This is a genomic window from Flavobacterium sp. UBA6135 (genome assembly GCF_002428305.1).
GTDB lineage: Bacteria > Bacteroidota > Bacteroidia > Flavobacteriales > Flavobacteriaceae > Flavobacterium.
Genome location: NZ_DIVJ01000048.1, coordinates 140,359 through 160,665, shown reverse-complemented (window position 1 = coordinate 160,665; position 20,307 = coordinate 140,359). Strand labels below are relative to the sequence as shown.

Annotated in this window: 20 protein-coding genes; 11 read left to right on the top strand and 9 right to left on the bottom strand. The window is 32.5% G+C overall.

Annotated features, from left to right (window positions below; genetic code table 11):
- Position 1 precedes the first annotated feature (1 nt).
- From B3L86_RS12310 to B3L86_RS12300, 3 genes are all read right to left on the bottom strand, one after another.
- A complete protein-coding gene (locus tag B3L86_RS12310; RefSeq protein WP_291119598.1) occupies positions 2 to 685 on the bottom strand; it encodes a DUF6089 family protein in 684 nt (227 codons plus the stop codon).
- A 143-nt stretch (positions 686 to 828) separates the two neighbouring features.
- The gene (locus B3L86_RS12305; RefSeq protein WP_291119595.1) at positions 829 to 1,713 is read right to left on the bottom strand and encodes an NAD kinase; all 885 of its coding nucleotides are present in this window, start codon (positions 1,711 to 1,713) and stop codon (positions 829 to 831) included.
- A gap of 3 nt (positions 1,714 to 1,716) precedes the next feature.
- Positions 1,717 to 2,376 (bottom strand): acetoin utilization protein acuB, encoded by a 660-nt coding sequence (locus tag B3L86_RS12300; protein WP_291119593.1) that lies wholly within the window; start codon positions 2,374 to 2,376, stop codon positions 1,717 to 1,719.
- A 108-nt stretch (positions 2,377 to 2,484) separates the two neighbouring features.
- On the opposite strand from B3L86_RS12300, the gene B3L86_RS12295 reads away from it, so the two are divergent.
- From B3L86_RS12295 to clpX, 6 genes are all read left to right on the top strand, one after another.
- Entirely contained in the window at positions 2,485 to 3,198 is a 714-nt protein-coding gene (locus B3L86_RS12295; protein ID WP_291119592.1) for a pyridoxine 5'-phosphate synthase, read from the top strand.
- An 11-nt stretch (positions 3,199 to 3,209) separates the two neighbouring features.
- Entirely contained in the window at positions 3,210 to 3,971 is a 762-nt protein-coding gene (locus B3L86_RS12290; protein WP_291119590.1) for an alpha/beta fold hydrolase, read from the top strand.
- A 40-nt stretch (positions 3,972 to 4,011) separates the two neighbouring features.
- Positions 4,012 to 4,359, top strand: coding sequence for a phage holin family protein (locus B3L86_RS12285; RefSeq protein WP_291119588.1), 348 nt, complete (start codon positions 4,012 to 4,014; stop codon positions 4,357 to 4,359).
- A 105-nt stretch (positions 4,360 to 4,464) separates the two neighbouring features.
- Positions 4,465 to 5,790: a trigger factor gene (gene tig, locus B3L86_RS12280; RefSeq protein WP_291119586.1), complete on the top strand. Its 1,326-nt coding sequence runs from the start codon at positions 4,465 to 4,467 to the stop codon at positions 5,788 to 5,790.
- Between the two features lie 114 nt (positions 5,791 to 5,904).
- Complete coding sequence (gene clpP / locus B3L86_RS12275; protein WP_291119584.1) at positions 5,905 to 6,564, top strand: ATP-dependent Clp endopeptidase proteolytic subunit ClpP; 660 nt, start codon at positions 5,905 to 5,907, stop codon at positions 6,562 to 6,564.
- A gap of 78 nt (positions 6,565 to 6,642) precedes the next feature.
- A complete protein-coding gene (gene clpX, locus B3L86_RS12270; RefSeq protein WP_291119582.1) occupies positions 6,643 to 7,875 on the top strand; it encodes an ATP-dependent Clp protease ATP-binding subunit ClpX in 1,233 nt (410 codons plus the stop codon).
- Here the strand turns inward: clpX and B3L86_RS12265 are convergent.
- Complete coding sequence (locus B3L86_RS12265) at positions 7,872 to 8,054, bottom strand: hypothetical protein (RefSeq protein WP_291119579.1); 183 nt, start codon at positions 8,052 to 8,054, stop codon at positions 7,872 to 7,874. The genes clpX and B3L86_RS12265 overlap by 4 nt on opposite strands.
- A complete protein-coding gene (locus B3L86_RS12260; protein WP_291119576.1) occupies positions 8,051 to 9,574 on the bottom strand; it encodes a GH3 auxin-responsive promoter family protein in 1,524 nt (507 codons plus the stop codon). Before B3L86_RS12260 ends, B3L86_RS12265 begins: the two co-directional genes overlap by 4 nt.
- A gap of 127 nt (positions 9,575 to 9,701) precedes the next feature.
- On the opposite strand from B3L86_RS12260, the gene B3L86_RS12255 reads away from it, so the two are divergent.
- From B3L86_RS12255 to B3L86_RS12240, 4 genes are all read left to right on the top strand, one after another.
- Positions 9,702 to 10,496 carry a DUF2797 domain-containing protein gene (locus B3L86_RS12255; RefSeq protein ID WP_291119639.1) on the top strand — a complete coding sequence of 265 codons (795 nt, stop codon included), beginning with the start codon at positions 9,702 to 9,704 and terminating at the stop codon, positions 10,494 to 10,496.
- A gap of 132 nt (positions 10,497 to 10,628) precedes the next feature.
- Entirely contained in the window at positions 10,629 to 11,198 is a 570-nt protein-coding gene (locus B3L86_RS12250) for a YceI family protein (RefSeq protein WP_291119573.1), read from the top strand.
- Positions 11,199 to 11,230: 32 nt separating this feature from the next.
- The gene (locus B3L86_RS12245; RefSeq protein WP_291119570.1) at positions 11,231 to 12,517 is read left to right on the top strand and encodes a hypothetical protein; all 1,287 of its coding nucleotides are present in this window, start codon (positions 11,231 to 11,233) and stop codon (positions 12,515 to 12,517) included.
- 39 nt (positions 12,518 to 12,556) lie between these two features.
- Positions 12,557 to 13,057 carry a YceI family protein gene (locus B3L86_RS12240; protein WP_291119567.1) on the top strand — a complete coding sequence of 167 codons (501 nt, stop codon included), beginning with the start codon at positions 12,557 to 12,559 and terminating at the stop codon, positions 13,055 to 13,057.
- Between the two features lie 59 nt (positions 13,058 to 13,116).
- Here the strand turns inward: B3L86_RS12240 and B3L86_RS12235 are convergent, their stop codons facing one another.
- The 3 genes from B3L86_RS12235 to sppA form a co-directional block, all read right to left on the bottom strand.
- Entirely contained in the window at positions 13,117 to 15,726 is a 2,610-nt protein-coding gene (locus B3L86_RS12235) for an AsmA-like C-terminal region-containing protein (protein ID WP_291119564.1), read from the bottom strand.
- Positions 15,727 to 15,769: 43 nt separating this feature from the next.
- Entirely contained in the window at positions 15,770 to 16,459 is a 690-nt protein-coding gene (locus B3L86_RS12230; protein ID WP_291119562.1) for a queuosine precursor transporter, read from the bottom strand.
- 129 nt (positions 16,460 to 16,588) lie between these two features.
- Entirely contained in the window at positions 16,589 to 18,361 is a 1,773-nt protein-coding gene (sppA, locus tag B3L86_RS12225) for a signal peptide peptidase SppA (RefSeq protein ID WP_291119560.1), read from the bottom strand.
- Between the two features lie 133 nt (positions 18,362 to 18,494).
- Here sppA and folK point away from each other — a divergent pair, with 133 nt between their 5' ends.
- Positions 18,495 to 19,628 carry a 2-amino-4-hydroxy-6-hydroxymethyldihydropteridine diphosphokinase gene (gene folK, locus B3L86_RS12220; protein ID WP_291119557.1) on the top strand — a complete coding sequence of 378 codons (1,134 nt, stop codon included), beginning with the start codon at positions 18,495 to 18,497 and terminating at the stop codon, positions 19,626 to 19,628.
- Here folK and B3L86_RS12215 read toward each other — a convergent pair.
- Entirely contained in the window at positions 19,621 to 20,163 is a 543-nt protein-coding gene (locus tag B3L86_RS12215; protein WP_291119554.1) for an RNA methyltransferase, read from the bottom strand. The two genes, folK and B3L86_RS12215, sit on opposite strands and share 8 nt — an antisense overlap.
- Between the last annotated feature and the right edge of the window lie 144 nt (positions 20,164 to 20,307).

Genomic DNA, 20,307 nt, shown 5'->3' with positions numbered 1-20,307 from the left:
ATTAATTAGGGCAAAAACATGGGTTTTCACCAAAAGTATAAGTTAGTGTTATGCCTGAAAAGACATACCAGTCATTACTATTTAAATTTCCAAATTTTAAATTGGTATAGTTCTTATTTTGCGGATTGCTGCCGTCTAAGTTATCTGTAAATGTGTAACGAACCCCTGCTTCTATGCCAATTACAAAATCATTATTTATTCTACTTTTAATTCCTAAGATAATAGGAATTGAAAAGCCTCTTTCTTTTTCGTCTTCTCTAACAATGCCATCAAAAAAATACAATTCATTATAACTGTAATAGTTTATTCCGGTAGCAACATAGGGCGTTGTTTGCGGTTTGAAATGATGCAAATCAAAATCAAAAAAATTAAATTCAAATCCGGCAGATATCTCATTAATTGTATTTTTAAACGAATAACCTCTTTCATTTCTGCCCGAAGCCTTAGAATCCGCATCGTCTGCTGCTATTTTAGCGTGAGTAAAGCTAAATCTATAGGAATGCCTGGTACTTCGGTTCCATTTATAGATTAAACCTAACGCCACTTGATTTGGATTAACAAAGTTGGTTTTTCCTATATCACCGATATAGTTTGAACCGCCTGCAAAAATGCCGACTTCATTAATTTGAGCTTTAGATGAAAGCCCAAATGCCAAAAAGATAATCAAAATCAGTACTCTATTCATTGCTTTTGAAATAGCGTGCAAATATAACAATTATGAGAAGTTAACAGCTAAATAATTGGTATAAATCACATATTTATATTCAAAAAAAACGAAATATATAGGATAGTAGTATATCAGTTTGTAAAAGAAGCTGAAATTGAGGTTTAATTTCGCTTGTCTTCACCCCAAAGAAGTTTGTTTCTAAGCGTTTTAAGAAACGTTTCATTTTCAATTTCAACCATGTTTATTTTGAAAGGTGTTTTTTTTATGGTTAAAATGGTATTGTTGGATAACGTTGCGATTCTACTGTCAAGAGAAACTAAATAATTTGCTTCTCTACCCGAAACTTTTATCTTAATTTCCGTTTTGTCAGGAATAACCAATGGCCTTGCATTTAAGTTGTGAGGAGCAATTGGAGTAATCACCAAACTTTTAACATCAGGGGTTAGAACAGGGCCACCGCAACTCAAAGAATAACCTGTTGAACCGGTTGGAGTTGAAATTATCAAACCGTCAGCCCAATAGGAAGTAAGAAATTCACCATTTAAGTAGGTTTCAAGCGTAATCATTGACGTGGTGTCTTTTCTGCTAATTGAAATTTCATTCAATGCAAAATTAATTTCCTTGATGCTGTTATTTTTTGGATTGGTTTCTAAACTAACCAACGTTCTTCTTGAAAGTGTGTAGTTTTTATCCAAAACAAGTTGCATAAAATCTTCAATATTTTCTTTTTGAACTTTAGCCAAAAACCCTAATCTTCCGGCATTTACTCCTAAAATTGGAATCCCTGTTTGTCTAACAAAAGTAATGGCTCTTAAAATGGAACCGTCTCCACCAATGCTCAACAACATGTCAAAACTAGAATCCAAATCAGCCGGAGTAGAAAATGTTTTGTATTCCTTTTTTAAAATTCCTTCTTGGTGTAAAATCTTTAAAAACTCCGTTTCTATAACCAATTCCACCTCGTTTTTATTTAAAAAAACAAAAATATCACGAATAATCGGACGTGTGTCATTTTGGTAATACTGACCGTAAATGGCAAATTTCATAAGTTAGATGTTTAGATATTTGTCAAGATAATCGGAACGATCTTTTAAGTTTTGAATGTAAAAATCTTCTTGGTGATCTGAAACTATTTCATAAGCATAGCGTCTGAAAGTTTGGATGATTTCATTTAAACTTCCCAGAGTAGTTTTTATTGTAATTTGGACACTATCTTGGGTTGCTTCCGATAAAAACATACCTAAAATTTTACCGTTATTAGTTTCCACAATTTGAGCCACTTGACTCATTGAAAAATCTTTTGTTGGCTTTCTAACAATTATGATTCCGCCTTGTTCATTCATGAATGGGGTTTCATGAAAAAATTGGATGATGTCATTTAATTCATAATAACCGATGTATGCATTTGATTCATCCAAAACCGGAACAATATTAGCGTGATTTTGAGCAAATACTTCCAAAACATCCAACCATATCATTTGGGTTCTTGCAAAAAAACCTTCTAAAGTGTAGCGATAATCCAATATGGTTTTGTTGTTGTCAAAAGTAACCACATCGTCAGCTGCAACACATCCAATATAAATGCCTTCGGAAACAACCGGAAAATGCGAATAGGTCATGTCTGAAAAAAAATTCTGAACCGAATCAATGGTTTCATTTCCTTCGAAAGGTTTGAAGTCGTTAATAATATAATTGGTGATGTCTAGCATTTACTTGTAAATTTTCGTTGCAAAATAATCAAAAAATAGCATATCTGGGCTTGTTTTAGTTTGTATTTTTGCAATCAGTTACTAAAGAAATGGTTTAAAATAAATATAATGACAAAGTTAAGTGTAAATATTAATAAAATTGCAACCTTACGAAATTCTCGTGGTGGAAATGTTCCCAGTGTGACACAAGTGGCTATTGATGTGCAAAAATTTGGAGCTCATGGTGTGACTATTCATCCGCGACCCGACGAAAGACATATTCGTTATCAGGATGCCAGAGATTTGAAATCTTTGGTTTATACCGAATTTAATATTGAAGGTAATCCGGTTCAAAAATTTATTGATTTAGTTTTAGAAACCAAGCCAACACAAGTAACATTGGTTCCTGATGCTGATGATGCATTAACATCTAATGCGGGATGGGATACGATAAAAAATCAATCCTTTTTAACCGAAGTTATTGCCGAATTTAAACGAAATTCGATTCGAACCTCCATTTTTGTTGATCCGGTTTTAGCCATGATTGAAGGGGCAAAAGCTACAGGAACTGACCGAATTGAGTTGTATACGGAAAGTTTTGCACATCAGTATGGTTTGGGAAATACAAACGGAATTCAACCTTATGTTGAAGCGGCAAATTTATCCAATCAATTGGGTTTAGGAATTAATGCGGGTCATGATTTGAGTTTGGAAAACATCAAGTTTTTTAAAGAGCATATTCCGAATTTATTGGAGGTTTCAATCGGACATGCTTTAATTTGTGAGTCCCTTTATTTAGGGATTGAAAATGTGGTGAATATGTATTTGCATAAATTAAAATAAATAACAATTTTATGTTGTATTCAAAAATTGAAGGCGAAGGTAAGCCGTTGGTCATACTTCATGGTTTTTTAGGCATGTCTGATAATTGGAAAACATTGGGCACTCAATTTGCCGAACTTGGTTTTGAAACACATATGCTGGATTTGAGAAATCACGGCAGAAGTTTTCATTCAGAGGATTTCAATTATGAAGTCATGGCAAATGATGTTTTGGATTATTGTAAAGACAAGAACATTAGTAGTGCTGTTTTTTTAGGACATTCTATGGGTGGAAAGGTGGTGATGAATTTGGCAACAACTCATCCGGAATTGGTTGAAAAATTAATTGTTGCCGATATTGGCACACGATATTATAAACCCCATCATCAAGAAATTTTGGAAGGTTTAAATGCTGTTGATTTTTCGCAACAACCCAGTAGAAATGAAGTGGAAGACATTCTTAAAAATTATATTCCTGATTTTGGAACGCGTCAGTTTTTAATGAAGAGTTTGTATTGGGAAACCCCGGGTCAATTGGCATTCCGATTTAATTTGAAAGTTTTTACGGCTAAAGTTGAAGAAATTGGCAAAGCTCTTGAAGCACATCAAAAATTTGATAAGCCCACTTTATTTATAAAAGGAGGTCTTTCGAGGTATATTTTGGAAGAAGATTTTGAGTCCATCAGAAATCATTTCCCGATGGCAATATTTCAAACTATTCCAAACGTTGGACATTGGCTTCATGCAGAAAACCCAAAAGCATTTTTTGAAATTGTCAGTGAATTTATTCGTTAATTCAATTTTTTTCTTACTTTTATATTAAAAAACATACCGTATGAATTTAATAATTAGAATTATCGTAACAGCTGCATTGGTTTTACTTTTGGCTCATATTTTACCGGGAGTTGCGGTTGCAAATTTTATGTCGGCGGTTTTAGTGGCTATTGTTTTGGGGTTATTAAATATTTTTATAAAACCCATTTTAGTGATTTTGACATTACCGATAACCATTCTTACTTTAGGACTTTTCCTTTTGGTAATTAATGCGTTAATCATACAATTTTCAGGTTATATTGTTGGAGGATTCAGTGTGTCATCTTTTTGGTATGCCATGCTTTTCAGTATTGTTTTATCTATTGCACAGTCAATTGTTTATAATCTTACCGGAGGAGAAAAGGGGTAGATTTGTCTTATTTCTGAAGTCCTAAAATTCAATTCATTATACTTGGTTGGGTTGCAAAAAAGTTATACTTTTGCAACCCAATTTTAGTATATAATAATAGAAGCAATGAATATTACAAGAACCAATGTTGATGCCCTAAATGCTGTGTTAACCGTTCCGGTTACCAAAGCCGATTATGCAGATAAAGTACAAAAAGTTTTGACTGATTATCGCAAAAATGCCGCTATTCCCGGATTTAGAAAAGGAACTGTGCCAATGAGTTTGATTCAAAAACAATACGGTAAAGCAGTATTATTAGAAGAAGTAAACAAAATTTTACAAGAGAAATTAAATTCGTATTTGGTTGAAGAAAAATTGGATATTTTAGGAAATCCACTTCCAAAAGTGACTCAAGATTTTGATTGGGAAACTGAAAATTACAATTTTGATTTTGAATTGGGACTTGCACCTCAATTTACAGTTGATCTTGCAGCAAAGAACGCAATCACAAGCTATACCATCATAGCTGATGATAAAATGTTGAACGATCAAATTGAACGTATTCAAAAACAATACGGAAAATTAATTTCTAAAGAAACAGTTGAAGAAGGTGACGATTTGAATGTGACATTCATCAATGAAGCGAATGGAATTAACAATACTACATCCATTTCATTGGATGTTTTTAAAGACAAAAAAGCGGCAAAGAAATTTATTGGTAAAAAAGTGGGTGATGTAGTTTCAATCGGAACCAAAGGTTTGTTTGATGATGATCACAAACTCATGGATTATATGAAAGTTGACCATGATTTGGTACACGGATTAGATGTTGCTATTGATGTAAAAATTGAAGGCATCACAACCAGTGAAAAAGCAGAATTGAATCAAGAATTGTTTGATAAATTATTTGGCGAAGGTGTTGTAACTTCTGTTGAAGAAGTAAAAGCAAAAATTAAAGAAGATGCCGAAAAGCAATTTGTACAACAAGCAGATCAGAAATTTTTGAATGATGTTACCGAGTTTTTACTAGAAAGCACAAAATTTGATTTGCCATCAGAGTTTTTGATTAAATGGTTACAAAATTCAGGCGAAAATCCCTTATCAGAAGAACAAGCCAGAGAAGAGTTTGCTAAATCAGAAAAAGGATTGCGTTATCAGTTGATTGAAGGAAAGATTATGACCGAAAATCAATTGCAAATCACTTTTGAAGATTTAAAAGCTTTCACTTCTGAATTAATTAAAAAACAAATGGCTCAGTTTGGTCAAATGAATCCAACTCAGGAAGATATTGATGGAATTGTGGCTAGAGTATTGTCAAATCAAGATGAAGCCCGTCGTTTGTCAGAACAAGTGATGAGTGAAAAAATGTTGCAACTTTTCAAAGAAAAAGTAAAAACTAAATCAAAAGAAGTTTCTTACGAACAGTTCGTTAAAGAAATGTACGGCGAATAAATTTTTGAAAAAAAACAGTATCTTTGAGCGTCAAATTTAGGTTTGACGCTTTTTTATTCTGAACTTGACTCAGAATTTGTTTTTAAATCAGTAAAAACCTTAAGTATATACTATATGAACTTCGGAAAAGAATTTAAAAAATTTGCTACCAAACACCACGGTGTGAATAGCATGTATTATGATAAAATTGTAGGAAGCATGACACCTTATATTATTGAGGAACGCCAGTTGAACGTTTCTCAGTTAGATGTTTTTTCAAGGTTAATGATGGACAGAATTATCTTTTTGGGCACAGGTGTTGATGATCATATTGCAAACATTATCCAAGCTCAATTGTTGTTTTTAGAAAGTGTTGATGCATCAAAAGATATTCAAATTTATATCAATTCTCCCGGTGGAAGTGTTTATGCCGGATTAGGGATTTATGATACCATGCAATATGTTAAGCCTGATGTAGCTACGATTTGTACAGGAATGGCAGCATCCATGGGAGCTGTTCTTTTGTGTGCCGGAGCTGCAGGGAAACGTTCTGCATTACCACATTCAAGAGTAATGATTCATCAACCATCCGGAGGAGCACAAGGTGTTGCAACCGATATGGAAATCAACTTAAAAGAGATGTTGAAGTTGAAAAATGAATTGTATGAAATTATCGCAAACCATTCCGGACAAAGTATTGAAAAAGTATACCAAGATTCAGAACGTGATTATTGGATGATTGCTGATGAAGCAAAAGAATATGGAATGATTGATGAAGTATTAAGAAGAAAATAAAGTTGGAAGCCGGAAGTTAGAAGTTGGAAGTTTTTTTCCATCTTCCATCTTCCATCTTCCATCTTCTAACTAGTAGAAATGGCAAAAGAAATTTTAGAATGTTCCTTCTGCGGAAGAAAAAAACCCGAGACCAGTCTGTTGATTGCAGGAATTGATGCACATATTTGTGATCGTTGCATTGAACAAGCACATGGGATTGTTATGGAAGAATTGAAAACTTCCAAAACACAGGGGAATTTGGGTGATTTGGTGTTGAAAAAACCACTTGAAATCAGAACATTTCTTGATCAATATGTAATTGGACAAGAACAAACAAAAAAAGTTTTGGCAGTTGCAGTTTACAATCACTACAAAAGATTGATGCAAAAGCAAAACGATGAAGAGGTTGAAATTGAAAAAAGCAACATTCTGATGGTTGGAGAAACCGGAACCGGAAAAACATTGGTAGCTAAAACTATTGCAAAGATGTTGAATGTTCCGTTGACTATAGTTGATGCTACCGTTTTAACAGAAGCAGGTTATGTTGGTGAAGATGTGGAAAGTATACTGACCCGATTGCTTCAAGTTGCCGATTATGATGTAGCAAAAGCGGAACGCGGTATTGTATTTATTGATGAAATTGATAAAATTGCCAGAAAAAGCGATAATCCATCCATTACTCGGGATGTTTCGGGTGAAGGAGTGCAACAAGCCTTACTTAAATTATTAGAAGGAACAGTGGTAAATGTGCCGCCAAAAGGAGGCAGAAAACATCCGGATCAAAAATTTATTGAAGTCAATACACAAAATATTCTATTCATAGCCGGTGGTGCTTTTGACGGAATTGATAAAGTGATATCAAAACGATTGAACAGACAAGCGGTAGGATATAGTGCTTCGGCTAATTTAGATAAAATTGATAAGGATAATTTATTGCAGTATATCATACCAAAAGACGTAAAAGATTTTGGTTTGATTCCTGAGATTATTGGTAGATTACCGGTTCTAACGTATATGGATCCTTTGGATAGAGATGCTTTACGAGCTATTTTAACCGAACCAAAAAATGCTTTAATCAAACAGTATCAAAAGCTGTTTTTGATGGATGGTGTTACATTTACCATTGATGAGGAAGCACTCAATTTTATTGTAGAAAAAGCTTTAGAATATAAATTAGGAGCAAGAGGACTTCGTTCGCTTTGTGAAGCCATTCTAAATGATGCGATGTTTGAATTGCCAAGTAGTGATGAGAAGAAATTGCATATTGATAAAAATTATGCAGAGCATTCGCTAGACAAGAACTTGTTGAAAAGGCTGAAAGCAGTTTCTTAAACTAAAACAGTATAGTTGCACAAAAATCCTGAAATTATCGTTTCAGGATTTTTTTGTTTTTCTATTGTTGGGTTCTCTATGTGACATCTACCGGGGCCACACCCTAATCGTTTTGGTCCGCAACTTGAAAGCGAAATTAAAAATAGAATACCTAAAAAATAAAAATGTACTTTTTTCATATCGAAATAATTTGCATACTTTTCAATTGTTCCAAATAGGTTCTTTCGTTGGATAACCTCGGAATTTTATGTTGCCCGCCTAACTTGTCATTTTCTTTTAACCAATCATAAAACAAACCTTGTCTGGCCACATTTACTTTAAGTTGATTTAGCGTCATGTTGTTGTATCGTTTGGCTTCATAATCCGAATTCACATCCTGAATGCATTGGTCCAACAAACTACTGAAAAGGGCTAAATCTTTTGGTGGATATTTAAATTCAATCATCCATTCGTGTGCTCCTTTTTCTTTGTCCTTCATGAAAATTGGAGCAACCGTGTAATCCACCACTTCATTTTGTGTGAGTTCGCAAGCTCTTGCAATGGCTTGATCTGTGTTTTCTACCATTAATTCTTCACCAAATACATTAATATGATGTTTGGTTCTTCCCGTAACTCGAATTCGATACGGATTCAAGGAAGTAAACCTAACCGTATCTCCAATTGAATAACGCCACAAACCGGAATTAGTTGTAATGACTAAGGCGTAGTTTTTGTCTAACTCAACCTCTGCTAGTCTAATGATTTTTTGATTTGGTTTTCCATAGGTGTCCAATGGAATAAACTCATAGAAAATTCCATAATCCAGCATCAACAAAAGTTCATTGCTGTTATTTTGGTCTTGAATGGCAAAAAAACCTTCTGAGGCGTTGTAAATTTCATAATAATTGAAATCTTTTTTCGGGAATAATTTTTTGTATTGATCGCGATACGGGTCAAAACTTACACCACCGTGAAAATATACTTCTGCGTTTGGCCATATTTCATGAATTGTATTTTTTTCAGTAACTTCTAATGCTTTGTTTAATAAAACCAACATCCATGACGGAACACCTGCTAAACTGGTAACATCTTCCTGAATGGTTTCTTCAATAATAGCTTGTAGTTTTACTTCCCAATTACCCATTAAAGAAACCCGATTGCTTGGTGTGGAGCTGAATTCTGCCCAAATAGGCATGTTATCAATTAAAATGGCAGATAAATCGCCAAAGAAAGTATTATTATCCTGATACAATTCTTTACTTCCTCCTAAACGCAGACTTTTTCCAACAAATAATTTAGAATCTTCGTTGTTGTTTAAATACAAACTCAACAAATCTTTACTTGCTTTATAGTGACAATTTTCCAGAGCTTCACTGCTAACCGGAATAAATTTACTTTTTGCATTAGTCGTTCCGCTCGATTTTGCAAACCATTTTATTTGACTTGGCCAGAAAATATTTTGCATACCACAGCGGGTTTGTTCAATCATGGATTCTAATTCTTCATAACTTGAAACGGGAACACGTTCTGAAAAAGCTTCATACGTTTTTATGGAATTAAAATCATACTGTCTGCCTAAAACGGTATTTTCTGCCGTTTTTAATAAGTTGAATAACAATTCTTCTTGTACCTCATTAGGATATTTAATAAACAATTCAATTTGATGGAATCGTTTTTTTAAAATCCAAGTAGCTATAGAATTTATTATTGGTAGTGGCATTAATTTCGATATTTAAATTGTCATCGTTTGATTTGAATATTGAAAACACAAAACCTAACTTTACGACTTCATCAAAAATAACAAATTTTGTTAAACGTTGATGCTAAATTTTAAAACTTTACAAGCAATGACATACGAAGGTGTTCTTACCAAAATGCAAACTGAATTTGCAAATCCAATTCAATATTATTTGGTGTTTGAAAATAGTTTTTTAAATGTTAATCAATTGCTTGACAAAGAAATTGAAATTTCGTTTCAAGGATATCAATGCTTGAATTGTAATAAGAAAAAGAAAATTTTCCGTCAAGGATTTTGTTATGATTGCTTTATGTCGAGTGCGGCAGTTGGGGATTGGATTATGAAACCCGAATTAAGCACAGCACATTTAGACATTGAAGATCGTGATTTGACGTATGAAAAAAGAGTACAATTGCAACCCCATATTGTATATTTAGCCTTATCAAGTGAAATAAAAGTTGGTGTTACTCGTGGCACACAAGTGCCAACACGATGGATTGATCAAGGAGCCATACAAGCCATCCCAATTGTTGAAGTTCCTAATCGTTATTTGGCCGGAATTACTGAAGTTGCTTTAAAAAATCAATATGCTGATAAAACCAACTGGCAAAAAATGCTTAAAAATGAAGTGACTCAGTTGGATTTAGTTCAACAACGGTTAAAAACAAAACAGTATTTACCGGACGAAGTACAAGAATATTTTTCTGAAAACAATTCAAAATTGTATGAACTTCATTATCCGGTTTTAGAATATCCAAAAAAAGTGACTAGTTTAAATTTGGATAAATCACCAAACTTTCAAGGAAGACTATCAGGAATCAAAGGACAGTATTTATTGTTTCAAGATGGAACTGTTTTTAATATTAGAACCTTTGAAGGCTATGTTGTAAAATTTCAATTATAATTTTTAACTATATCGTTTTCGAAACGTTTTACATGAATTAAAATATAAAATTCTTTTAAAAGACTGATATTCGTCATGTTTTTTCTCCCTTAACAGACGGAAATTTGTACCATAATTCAAAACCTCGATATTATGTTACAATTATTCAACTCAGTAAAAGGATTTATGTTATTACTATTTTTAGTAACAACTTCCTTAAGTTTTGCACAGAAAACTTTTCAACTTGATGCAAAACCACAGTTAAAAATATCCGGAACTTCCAGTTTACATGACTGGGATATGGTGTCAGAAACAGCAACAGGAAAACTTGATGCGACTTTTGAAGGCAATAAAATTACAACCATAAATTCATTAGTGGTTGAAATGCCGGCAGAAAGTATTAAAAGCGGTAAAGGTGGAATGGATAAAAATGCATATAAAGCGTTAAAAACCAATCAATTTAAAACCGTTAAGTTCGATTTAAAATCAGCCTCCAAGAATGCAGATGGTACTTGGAATTTTAACGGAACATTCAACATAGCCGGAGTCTCAAAATCAGTAACCTTAAAAATTAAAGAAACAGCTGTATCAGGACAATCCGTTTTTGAAGGGACTTATGCCTTTAAATTGACCGATTACGATATTACACCACCAACTGCTTTAATGGGAACCGTAAAAACAGGCAATGATGTAAAAATAAGTTTTATAGTAAAATTCAAATAATTCTCAAAACAACCTCTTAAATTAATTTAAAAATGAAAAATTTAATCACAACTGCCTTAGTATTGTTTAGTACTTTGGCAATAGCACAAAAACAACAATATCAATTGGACAATTGGCGTCCTTATGATAAAACAGGACTTTCCATGTTTGAAGCCCCAAAAGACACAGCTACAACTTTTGATCAAGTAAAAGTTAGAATAGGTGGAGCATTTGCTCTTCAATATCAAGCATTAGACCATGAAAATAATGCTGATCCGGTTTTGAATGTGAACAATGTTAACACAAACCAATTGGTAGCATTAGGGAACAACTTCAACTTAGCTACCGCAAATTTTGATATTGATGTGGCACTTTATGATGGTGTAAATTTACACTTACGCACGTATCTTTCTTCTCGTCACCATCCGGAACCTTATGTAAAAGGAGGTTACATTCAATTTGATAAATTAGAATTTATTCGTCCCGGTTTTATGGAAGATGCTATGAAATATATAACTATCAAAATAGGACATATGGAAAACAATTATGGTGATGCTCATTTCAGACGTTCTGATAATGCTCAAGCTTTATACAATCCATTTGTTGGAAATTATATCATGGATGCTTTTACAACAGAAGTTGGTGCAGAAGTATATTATAGAAGAAATGGATGGATCGGTATGCTTGGTGCTACAAACGGTAAGTTAAACCAAACGGCAAATGCTCCGGGTGTAACAAGTCCTTCTGTAATGGCAAAATTTGGTTATGACAAACAAATTAATGATGATTTAAGATTCCGTTTAACAGGTTCGTTATATAACACAGCACAATCTCAAAGAACGTATCTATATGGTGGTGACCGTGCAGGTTCAAGATATTATTTTGTAATGGAAAATACATTAGCTACTTCAGCAGGCAACTTTTCTTCAGGATTAGTAGCCCCTGGTTTTAATAATGAATTGACTGCTATTATGTTTAATCCATTCTTGAAATATAAAGGTTTAGAATTCTTTGGAATGTATGAAACTGTAAATGGTAAAAATAAAGCAGAAACTGACGAAAGAAACTTTCAACAAATTGGAGCAGAATTAATCTATCGCTTTGGCAACAATGAGAACCTATACGTTGCAGGTAGATATAATAACGTTTCAGGAGAAACAGTAACCAATGATGATATTGATGTAACTCGATTTAATCTTGGTGCCGGTTGGTTTATGACAAAAAATATTTTAATGAAATTAGAATATGTGAATCAAAAGTATGATGGTTATGCAAAAACCAGTATTTTTAATGAAGGTAAATTTCATGGATTTGTTGCAGAAGCTGTAATATCTTTCTAACAAATTACAAAAAAGATGCGTGTTTTTAGTCTCATATTAATGATAACAGTAACACTGTTTTCAACACCTAAAGATTTTCTGTTGGTCAGTACAAAACAGTTTATTGTTAGAGGTACTACTTCAATTGGAGGTTTTGAATGTAATTATGATATGAACACTAAAGACACGCTGTATTTTAATGGAACACAAAAGTCGAATGTAATTTCACATTCAATTCCTGTAAAAAAGTTTGGTTGCGGAAACTTTATCTTAAACCATGATTTTAGAAAAACACTTAAAGAAAAAGAGTTTCCACAAATAGAAATTGAATTATCAAACTTTAAAAATAAAAATAATCAATACAGTTGTGATCTTATTTTAAAATTGGTTGGTAAACAGAGAGTTTACAAAAACCTTCCTCTAAAAATCAATCAAAACAGATTGCATGGTACTATCACTTTAAACTTTAGTGATTTTGAATTAACACCACCAAAAAAAATGGGTGGAGCCATTAAAGTTGGAGAAGAAATAGAACTATTTATAAATTTATATACCCAATAGTGTTAGTTAGTTTCATAAAAAAACCCAAACGAAAAAGAAACGTTTGGGTTTTTTGCTTTTTAATTGTCTTTTTTCTTTTTATTGAATAAACTATTGAGTCCGTCCTTTACTTTGTCTTTTACTGCTTCTTCTGCTTTTGCTTTTACTTCTTCGTTTGTTGCAGGAGTAGCAGCTTTGGTAGTATCACCTGGCTTCGTGTTTTGATTGATTAAATTCCCTAAAGCAGATGTGCCTTGATTAATTAGTTTTTGTTTTTGATGATCTACCAATTGATTGGCTAACTTGGTTGTTGCTTGTTTCATATCCGTTGAAATTTTCGGATTTGAAAAATTACCACCTAGTAAAGCTGTGATTGGAATGTTTTCAATTTTAGCGGCATCAGCAGGTGAAAGTTTAGCAATCAAACTGTTTACTTCACTCCCTAAATATTTTGTTGGGACATCAAATTTTACATTATAATTCATTGTTTGGTCAAATCCATGAGAACCACCAACATTAATTGTAATGTCTTGATATTTGATGTTAAATGGGCTCACATTTACTTTTCCATCTTTAAAGGTTAAATTGGTTTTCAAATCGTTTAAATTGATTTTATTCAAATCAATGAAATTTATATGGCTATCTAAACTGCTCAACAATGTTGAATTTGAAGGATTTATAGTTGTTGAAACTAATTGACTAATTAAATCTCCGGAAATTGATTTTAAATCGGGAGTCATTTCTACTGCGTCTAGATTCCCTGATAAATTAATCGTTGAATTTAATTTTCCGCTAACGATATTTGCAATAGGGGCAATGTTTTTCATCATGTCTAGCATGGTGAAAGTTTCAGATATGTTTACTTGTTTCATATCTAAACCCATGGTGAAAGTTGGTACTTTTGTTTTGGTTGAAACAGTACCATTTAATCCAATTTGACCACCAAAAATTGAAGTTTTTAGATTTTCTAAAGTTACTTTTTCATCTTTGATAATTAATTTTCCGGAAACGTCTTTTAATGTTAAGTTGTCATATAAAACAGTTCCGGCAGTAGCTGTTAAACTACAATCTAAAAAAGCCGGTATTTTCATAGCTTCATTAGGTTTTTCTCCTTCTTTTGTAGGTTCTGATGCCGTCATAAAATCTGCTACTGCAATTTGATTTGAAACCAAATTGAAGTTTCCTTTTAAGTTTTTATCATTAAACAAATACCCATAAAAATTTTCAATAATACCGGTAATTTTTAAATCACTTTTGCCGGTTTTTGCATCAAACTTCTGTAAGTTTAAGGTGCTTGGGTTAAATTGAACAATTGCTTCATTGATGTCCATTCCTTTTCCGGCATCATCAGTATATTTAAATCCTGTTACACTAACCAAACCGGCACTTTGAATGTTTTGGTAATTTTCTTTTTCAACCGATTGCATATCAAATTTAGTGGTAACATCAGCCTTTAAAATTCCTGTTAGTGGTTTGTCTAATTTAATTGGATATGCTTTTGATAAATTTGATAAATTAATAGTTCCTTTTAAATCAGCATTTACTAACGCATTTTCTGTTATGTTTTTAATGGTAGCTTTTGTGGCGAATACATCTTGATCAATTTTAAAAGATAAATTATTGATGTTGACATAAGTGTCGTTTAAAACGCCTGTTTCGTTTTTTATTTTTGTGTCAATAATAATGTTTTCAACTGTTTTTGGCAAATCAGGATATTTAAAAGAAGCATTATTAGAGGCAATTAACAATTCAAAAGTTGGAATTGTAGTTTCGGAATAAAGTCCTTTTGCAAATCCTTTTATTTCAAAATCACCTGATGTTTTGATTTTATCCAAGTCACCTTTGTAAGCCGACGGAATTAATCCCAAGAAGTTTTTAAAGGATGAGGTGGGTGTGAAAAAAGTCAAATCATAATTTTGTCCGGCTTCAACTAATTGGATATAACCTTTAAATTCAAGTGGTAATTGGTTAATTAAAGCTTTGTTGTCTTTAAATTCATAGTTGCTATTTTCCAAATCAATTCCTAAAATAGCATCAAGATGTAAAGCCACATTGTTCATGTAATTGGTTTTGTCCATATCAAGAGACAAATTGGCTTTGGTAAGAGTGATTAAATCTAACTTGGATTCAGCAAAATTACCCTTTCCTGTATGTTCAATTTTATCAACAACCATTTTTATTTTTGAACTTTCGTCAAAATAAACAAATTTCAAATTTTCGATTGTATAGTTCTGAATGTTTAAAGCAAAAGGTTTACTCTCGTTGGGTTTACTTTCTTTTTCATCTTTAATTGCAATGTCAAAATTTCCAATTCCGTCTTTGTTAAACAGAATGTTCACCAATCCGTTTTTGCTCGAAAAAGATTCAATTTCCATTGCTTCTCCATCCGATTTAAATAGCTCTTTTACTGACATTCTTAAATTTATTTCACCGGAATAGAACAAGGTGTCTCCCGCAAAAGGAGCTTTGTTTATTAAACTCAATTGGTCGATGGTAACATTTGCTTTTGGAAAACTTTTAAACAAACTAATACTAACATCATTAAACGCGACAGTTGCATCTACTTTTTCATTGATTGATTTTAAAACCAATTCTTTGATTTTGTTTTTAAACAAAAAAGGAGTGGCAACCAATGCAATTATAGCTACTACTAAAAAAATTCCGAAACCTTTTAAAACTTTTTTTAACATAAGTTCAATTTTTTATTGGGGTACTTGTAATTAATTAATTTTATTAATCTAAAACTAATTCTTCGCCTCTTTTTAAATTAAAACGTTTTTGAAACACATAAACTGCTGCATACAAAATGGGTGTGTCTAATGCTGCAATAATTACTTTAAAGAGAAAACCACTCATTAGTAATCCGTTGAACATTTCCCACGGAAGAATCTTGAAGTTACATAGCAAAAATAATACCGTAAATGTATCTACAAATTGTGATGTAAACGTGGAAAAGTTATTTCTTAACCATAACATCTTACCATTTGTAATTCGCTTCCAAAAATGAAAAATATAAATATCAATATATTGTGCCGCCAAATAAGCAATCATTGATGCCAAAACGGCCAAAGCAGTTTGACCAAATACTTTTGAAAAAAGCACATCTGAAACCGGCGAATTTTCAATGGCCGGAACAGCATTGGCAACATAAATAATTCCTAAAGAAAAAACTGAGGCAAAAATACCCATCGTTACTACTTGATTGGCTTTTTTCTTCCCGTAAATCTCAGAGATAATATCAGTTATTAAAAAGGTGATGGGGTAGGTTAAAATCCCTACCGAAATTTCAAATCGATACCATCCAAAAAAATCCCAATAAAAAAATTTCTGAAAAATTAAATTTGATACTACCAGTGAAGCAATAAACAAAGCTCCAAGAATCAGATAAATTTTGAAAGCAAGCAATCGGTCTTTTGTTTCCAAGTTTTTTTAACAAATTTAATAAAATGCGTTGTTTCTGTAGTTAATGAAAAATTAAAATATGGTTTATTTTTTTTAAAAAAACCTCTTGACAATTTTTGTTGTAAGAGGTTTGGTTAATTTTATACAAAATTATTTAATCCTTATTTCATAAGGCATCAAGGCTTGAACGCCTTTTTGCTGGCTCATTTTTTTAATTTGTTGTAAGGTTTGATATGCTTCAATGCCAATTTCTTCACGAATATAGGCTTCTTTTGATTTTGCAAAAGGCAATGAATTGGAATCATTTAGAAAATCCATGAAGTTTTTATCAAATTCAGGTAGATTAAGAATTTTATATTTTTTGATTTTAGCCAATTTTGCTGCTTCTGCTAAAGCCGTATCCAATCCGCCCAATTGATCTACTAAACCAAGTTCTAATGCTTCTGTTCCGGTCCAAACTCTTCCTTGAGCAATTTCATCCACTTGAGCAAATGTCATTTTTCTACCCACTGCAACACGCGTTACAAATGTGGTATAAATGTTTTCTATGCTCTCTGTGATTGTAGCTCTTAATGTGGGATCTAATGGCTTGAACACACTATACTCTCCTGCATTATCATGTGTTTTAATGATGCTGGTGTTTATTCCAATCTTTTTAGAAAGTTCCGTCATGTTCGGAATTGCTCCAAAAACCCCAATAGAGCCCGTAATTGTTGTGGGTTCTGCTATAATTTTATCGGCATTACAAGCGATGTAATAACCTCCTGATGCTGCTACATTACCCATTGAAACTACTACAGGTTTTGATTTTTTGGCAATTTCAATTTCTCTCCAAATCAATTCGGAAGTTAATGCACTTCCACCAGGACTATCCACGCGAAGTACAATAGCTTTTACATTTTTATCTTTTCTGGCTTCAATTAATGCTTTTCTCATGGCACCTTCACCAATGATAGTAACATCACCATCACCACCCATAATTTCGCCTTGAGCATAAATGATTGCAATTTTATCTTTAGTGCTTATTTTTGATGGTTTAGTTAGAAAGTTTTGAGCATAATCTGCAATTTCGATGGTTTTATAATCTTCATCAAAATCAACTTTTAGAGCTGTTCGAATCCCATCGTGGTATTCGTCTTCATAACCAATTTTATCAATTAATTTTGAAGATAATGCCATTTCCGGTGTTCTTGCTGATAAATTAGTTGCAATACTGTTCAAACTATCAACGCTGATTTTTCTGCTTTTTGAAATATCCTCTACCATAGTAGTCCATACAGAATTCAACAACGAAGTCATTTGCTCTCTGTTTTCTGCACTAATTTCATTTTCTAAAAAAGGTTCCACCGCACTTTTGTATTTTCCATGACGAATAACCTCCATTTTCACACCTGATTTTTCTTGCAAATCTTTAAAAAATAAAATTTCAGAAGACAAACCTTTGAATTCCATTTCTCCAACCGGATTTAAATAAATCGTGTCTGCAACAGAGTTCAAATAATAATCACGTTGGGTTAAATAGTTGGAATAAGCCACTACAAACTTTCCTGATTTTTTAAAATCAATCAATTTTTCACGTAGTGATTTTGACTGAGCAAGACCCAACGATGAAAAGTTGTTCAAAATCGAAATTCCTTTAATCTTATCATCATTTTTTGCATGTTCAATGGCATTGATAACATCGGAAAATCCAACTTCTGTATTCTTTGATAGAAAAGTCACCAACGGATCCGAATATTTTCCTTTGTAGTCAAGATAGATGTCTTCTAAATTCAGTTCAATCACCGAGTTTTTTTCTACTTTGACAATGTCTGAATCGCCACCGCCAAAAATGGCACCTAGAAATAGAATCCCAAAGAAAACCAGCATCATAAAAACAAATATCCCTATGACTGTAGCAATAATATTTCCTAAAAATTTCATACTATTTTTTATTTTATTGAATTAGTAGCTGTAATTGATTTAAAGTTACAAAACTACAATTTTTAATTTTTTTTATTTCTGATTTGCAAAGATACTTCTTATCTGAAATAGTTTTAGTTATTTTGTCAAACTTATGGAAAAGCAACATCAGGTAGTTTTGTCGTTAGGAAGTAACTTAGGAGATAGGCAATTGTTTATTGAAACTGCCATTGCTTTGCTTCACAAAAAAGTGGGAACGGTTATTAAAGTTTCCGGTTTATATGAAACACCACCTTGGGGTTTTGATAGTTTGCCATTTTATAATTGTGCTTTGGTGATTCATACCTCAAAATCTGCTGAAAAAATTCTCTCTTTGGCTTTACAAATTGAAACTGAAATAGGAAGAGTTAGAAGTGAGGAAGAAGGTTATCAAAAAAGAATAATTGATATTGATGTTATTGCTTTTGACGATCAGATTGTTAAAACTGAAAGTTTGAAAATTCCTCATCCACACATGCACAATCGATTGTTTGTTCTGATTCCCATGCGAGATTTAAACTTAGATTGGAGGCATCCTATTTTGCAAAAATTTTTACCGGAGCTGGTGCTTTTGGCTGAAGATAAAAGCAAATGTAAATTTGTAAAAGAATTAAAAACACCAATTGCTGATTTAGATTTACAAAAACTCAATTACATCGCTATTGAAGGTAATATTGGAGCAGGGAAAACAACTTTGGCTTCGAAAATTTCAGAAGATTTCAATGCAAAAATGGTTTTGGAACGTTTTGCAGACAATCCGTTTTTACCAAAATTTTATGAAGATCAAAGTCGTTATGCTTTTCCGTTGGAAATGTCTTTTTTAGCAGACAGATATCAGCAATTGTCTGATGATTTAGCTCAATTTGATTTGTTTAAAGATTTTATTGTTGCCGATTATCATATTTTTAAATCCTTGATTTTTGCCAAAGTAACTTTAACCGATGATGAATATCGCTTGTACAAAACCATGTTTGATATCATTCATAAAGAAATGCCCAAACCTGATTTGTATGTCTATTTGTATCAAAATACAGAGCAATTATTGGCCAATATAAAACACAGAGGAAGAAGTTATGAGCAACAAATTCCTGCCGATTATTTGGATAAAATAAATCGGGGTTATTTGGATTATATTAAAACCCAAACCGATTTAAATATTCTAATTATTGATGTTTCTGACAAAGATTTTGTAGAAAATCAGGAAGATTATCTTTTTATTTTGGAAGAAATAGGTAAAAAAATTAAGTAGTTTTTTCAAACGTCATTTTTTGAAACAAATCCCAAACCACAATCCCTGCACTAACTGAAATGTTTAAGGAATGTTTGGTTCCCAATTGCGGAATTTCAATCACTCCTTCACATTTTTGAATGGCTTCTTGCGAAACACCCTTAACCTCATTCCCAAAAATCAAAGCATATTTTTTATTTTTTTCAATTTGAAAAGCATTCAACATTTTAGAATGTTCCACTTGCTCTACAGCCCAAATAGAGATGGCTTCACTTTTCAATTTTTCAATTACTTCCAAAACGTTTTTTGAATATTCCCAAGAAACAGTATCGGTTGCACCTAAAGCGGTTTTGTGAATTTCTTTGTTGGGAGGAGTTGCAGTAATGCCGCACAAATAGATTTTTTCAATCAAAAAAGCATCGGCAGTTCTAAAAACAGAACCAATGTTGTGTAAACTTCTAATGTCATCCAGAATGATGATAATTGGCGTTTTTTCAGCTTGTTTAAATTCGTCAATGTTTTTTCGTTCCAGTTCAGAATTGGCTAATTTTCTCATACGGCAAAAATAGGAAATGAATTTGACAATCTGAAAATTGAAGAATCTCAAAATTTTAGAATTTGGAAGTTGTATTTTGAAAATTCAATTTCGTATTTTTGGAATCCTAATTAAAAATAAAATCCATTGTCAGCCAAAGCCAAC

Bases quoted from the DNA above. Each gene is read 5' to 3' on its own strand.
- B3L86_RS12310 (WP_291119598.1), bottom strand. From the start codon at position 685: ATGAATAGAGTACTGATTTTGATTATCTTTTTGGCATTTGGGCTTTCA.
- B3L86_RS12305 (WP_291119595.1), bottom strand. From the start codon at position 1,713: ATGAAATTTGCCATTTACGGTCAGTATTACCAAAATGACACACGTCCG.
- B3L86_RS12300 (WP_291119593.1), bottom strand. From the start codon at position 2,376: ATGCTAGACATCACCAATTATATTATTAACGACTTCAAACCTTTCGAA.
- B3L86_RS12295 (WP_291119592.1), top strand. From the start codon at position 2,485: ATGACAAAGTTAAGTGTAAATATTAATAAAATTGCAACCTTACGAAAT.
- B3L86_RS12290 (WP_291119590.1), top strand. From the start codon at position 3,210: ATGTTGTATTCAAAAATTGAAGGCGAAGGTAAGCCGTTGGTCATACTT.
- B3L86_RS12285 (WP_291119588.1), top strand. From the start codon at position 4,012: ATGAATTTAATAATTAGAATTATCGTAACAGCTGCATTGGTTTTACTT.
- tig (WP_291119586.1), top strand. From the start codon at position 4,465: ATGAATATTACAAGAACCAATGTTGATGCCCTAAATGCTGTGTTAACC.
- clpP (WP_291119584.1), top strand. From the start codon at position 5,905: ATGAACTTCGGAAAAGAATTTAAAAAATTTGCTACCAAACACCACGGT.
- clpX (WP_291119582.1), top strand. From the start codon at position 6,643: ATGGCAAAAGAAATTTTAGAATGTTCCTTCTGCGGAAGAAAAAAACCC.
- B3L86_RS12265 (WP_291119579.1), bottom strand. From the start codon at position 8,054: ATGAAAAAAGTACATTTTTATTTTTTAGGTATTCTATTTTTAATTTCG.
- B3L86_RS12260 (WP_291119576.1), bottom strand. From the start codon at position 9,574: ATGCCACTACCAATAATAAATTCTATAGCTACTTGGATTTTAAAAAAA.
- B3L86_RS12255 (WP_291119639.1), top strand. From the start codon at position 9,702: ATGACATACGAAGGTGTTCTTACCAAAATGCAAACTGAATTTGCAAAT.
- B3L86_RS12250 (WP_291119573.1), top strand. From the start codon at position 10,629: ATGTTACAATTATTCAACTCAGTAAAAGGATTTATGTTATTACTATTT.
- B3L86_RS12245 (WP_291119570.1), top strand. From the start codon at position 11,231: ATGAAAAATTTAATCACAACTGCCTTAGTATTGTTTAGTACTTTGGCA.
- B3L86_RS12240 (WP_291119567.1), top strand. From the start codon at position 12,557: ATGATAACAGTAACACTGTTTTCAACACCTAAAGATTTTCTGTTGGTC.
- B3L86_RS12235 (WP_291119564.1), bottom strand. From the start codon at position 15,726: ATGTTAAAAAAAGTTTTAAAAGGTTTCGGAATTTTTTTAGTAGTAGCT.
- sppA (WP_291119560.1), bottom strand. From the start codon at position 18,361: ATGAAATTTTTAGGAAATATTATTGCTACAGTCATAGGGATATTTGTT.
- folK (WP_291119557.1), top strand. From the start codon at position 18,495: ATGGAAAAGCAACATCAGGTAGTTTTGTCGTTAGGAAGTAACTTAGGA.
- B3L86_RS12215 (WP_291119554.1), bottom strand. From the start codon at position 20,163: ATGAGAAAATTAGCCAATTCTGAACTGGAACGAAAAAACATTGACGAA.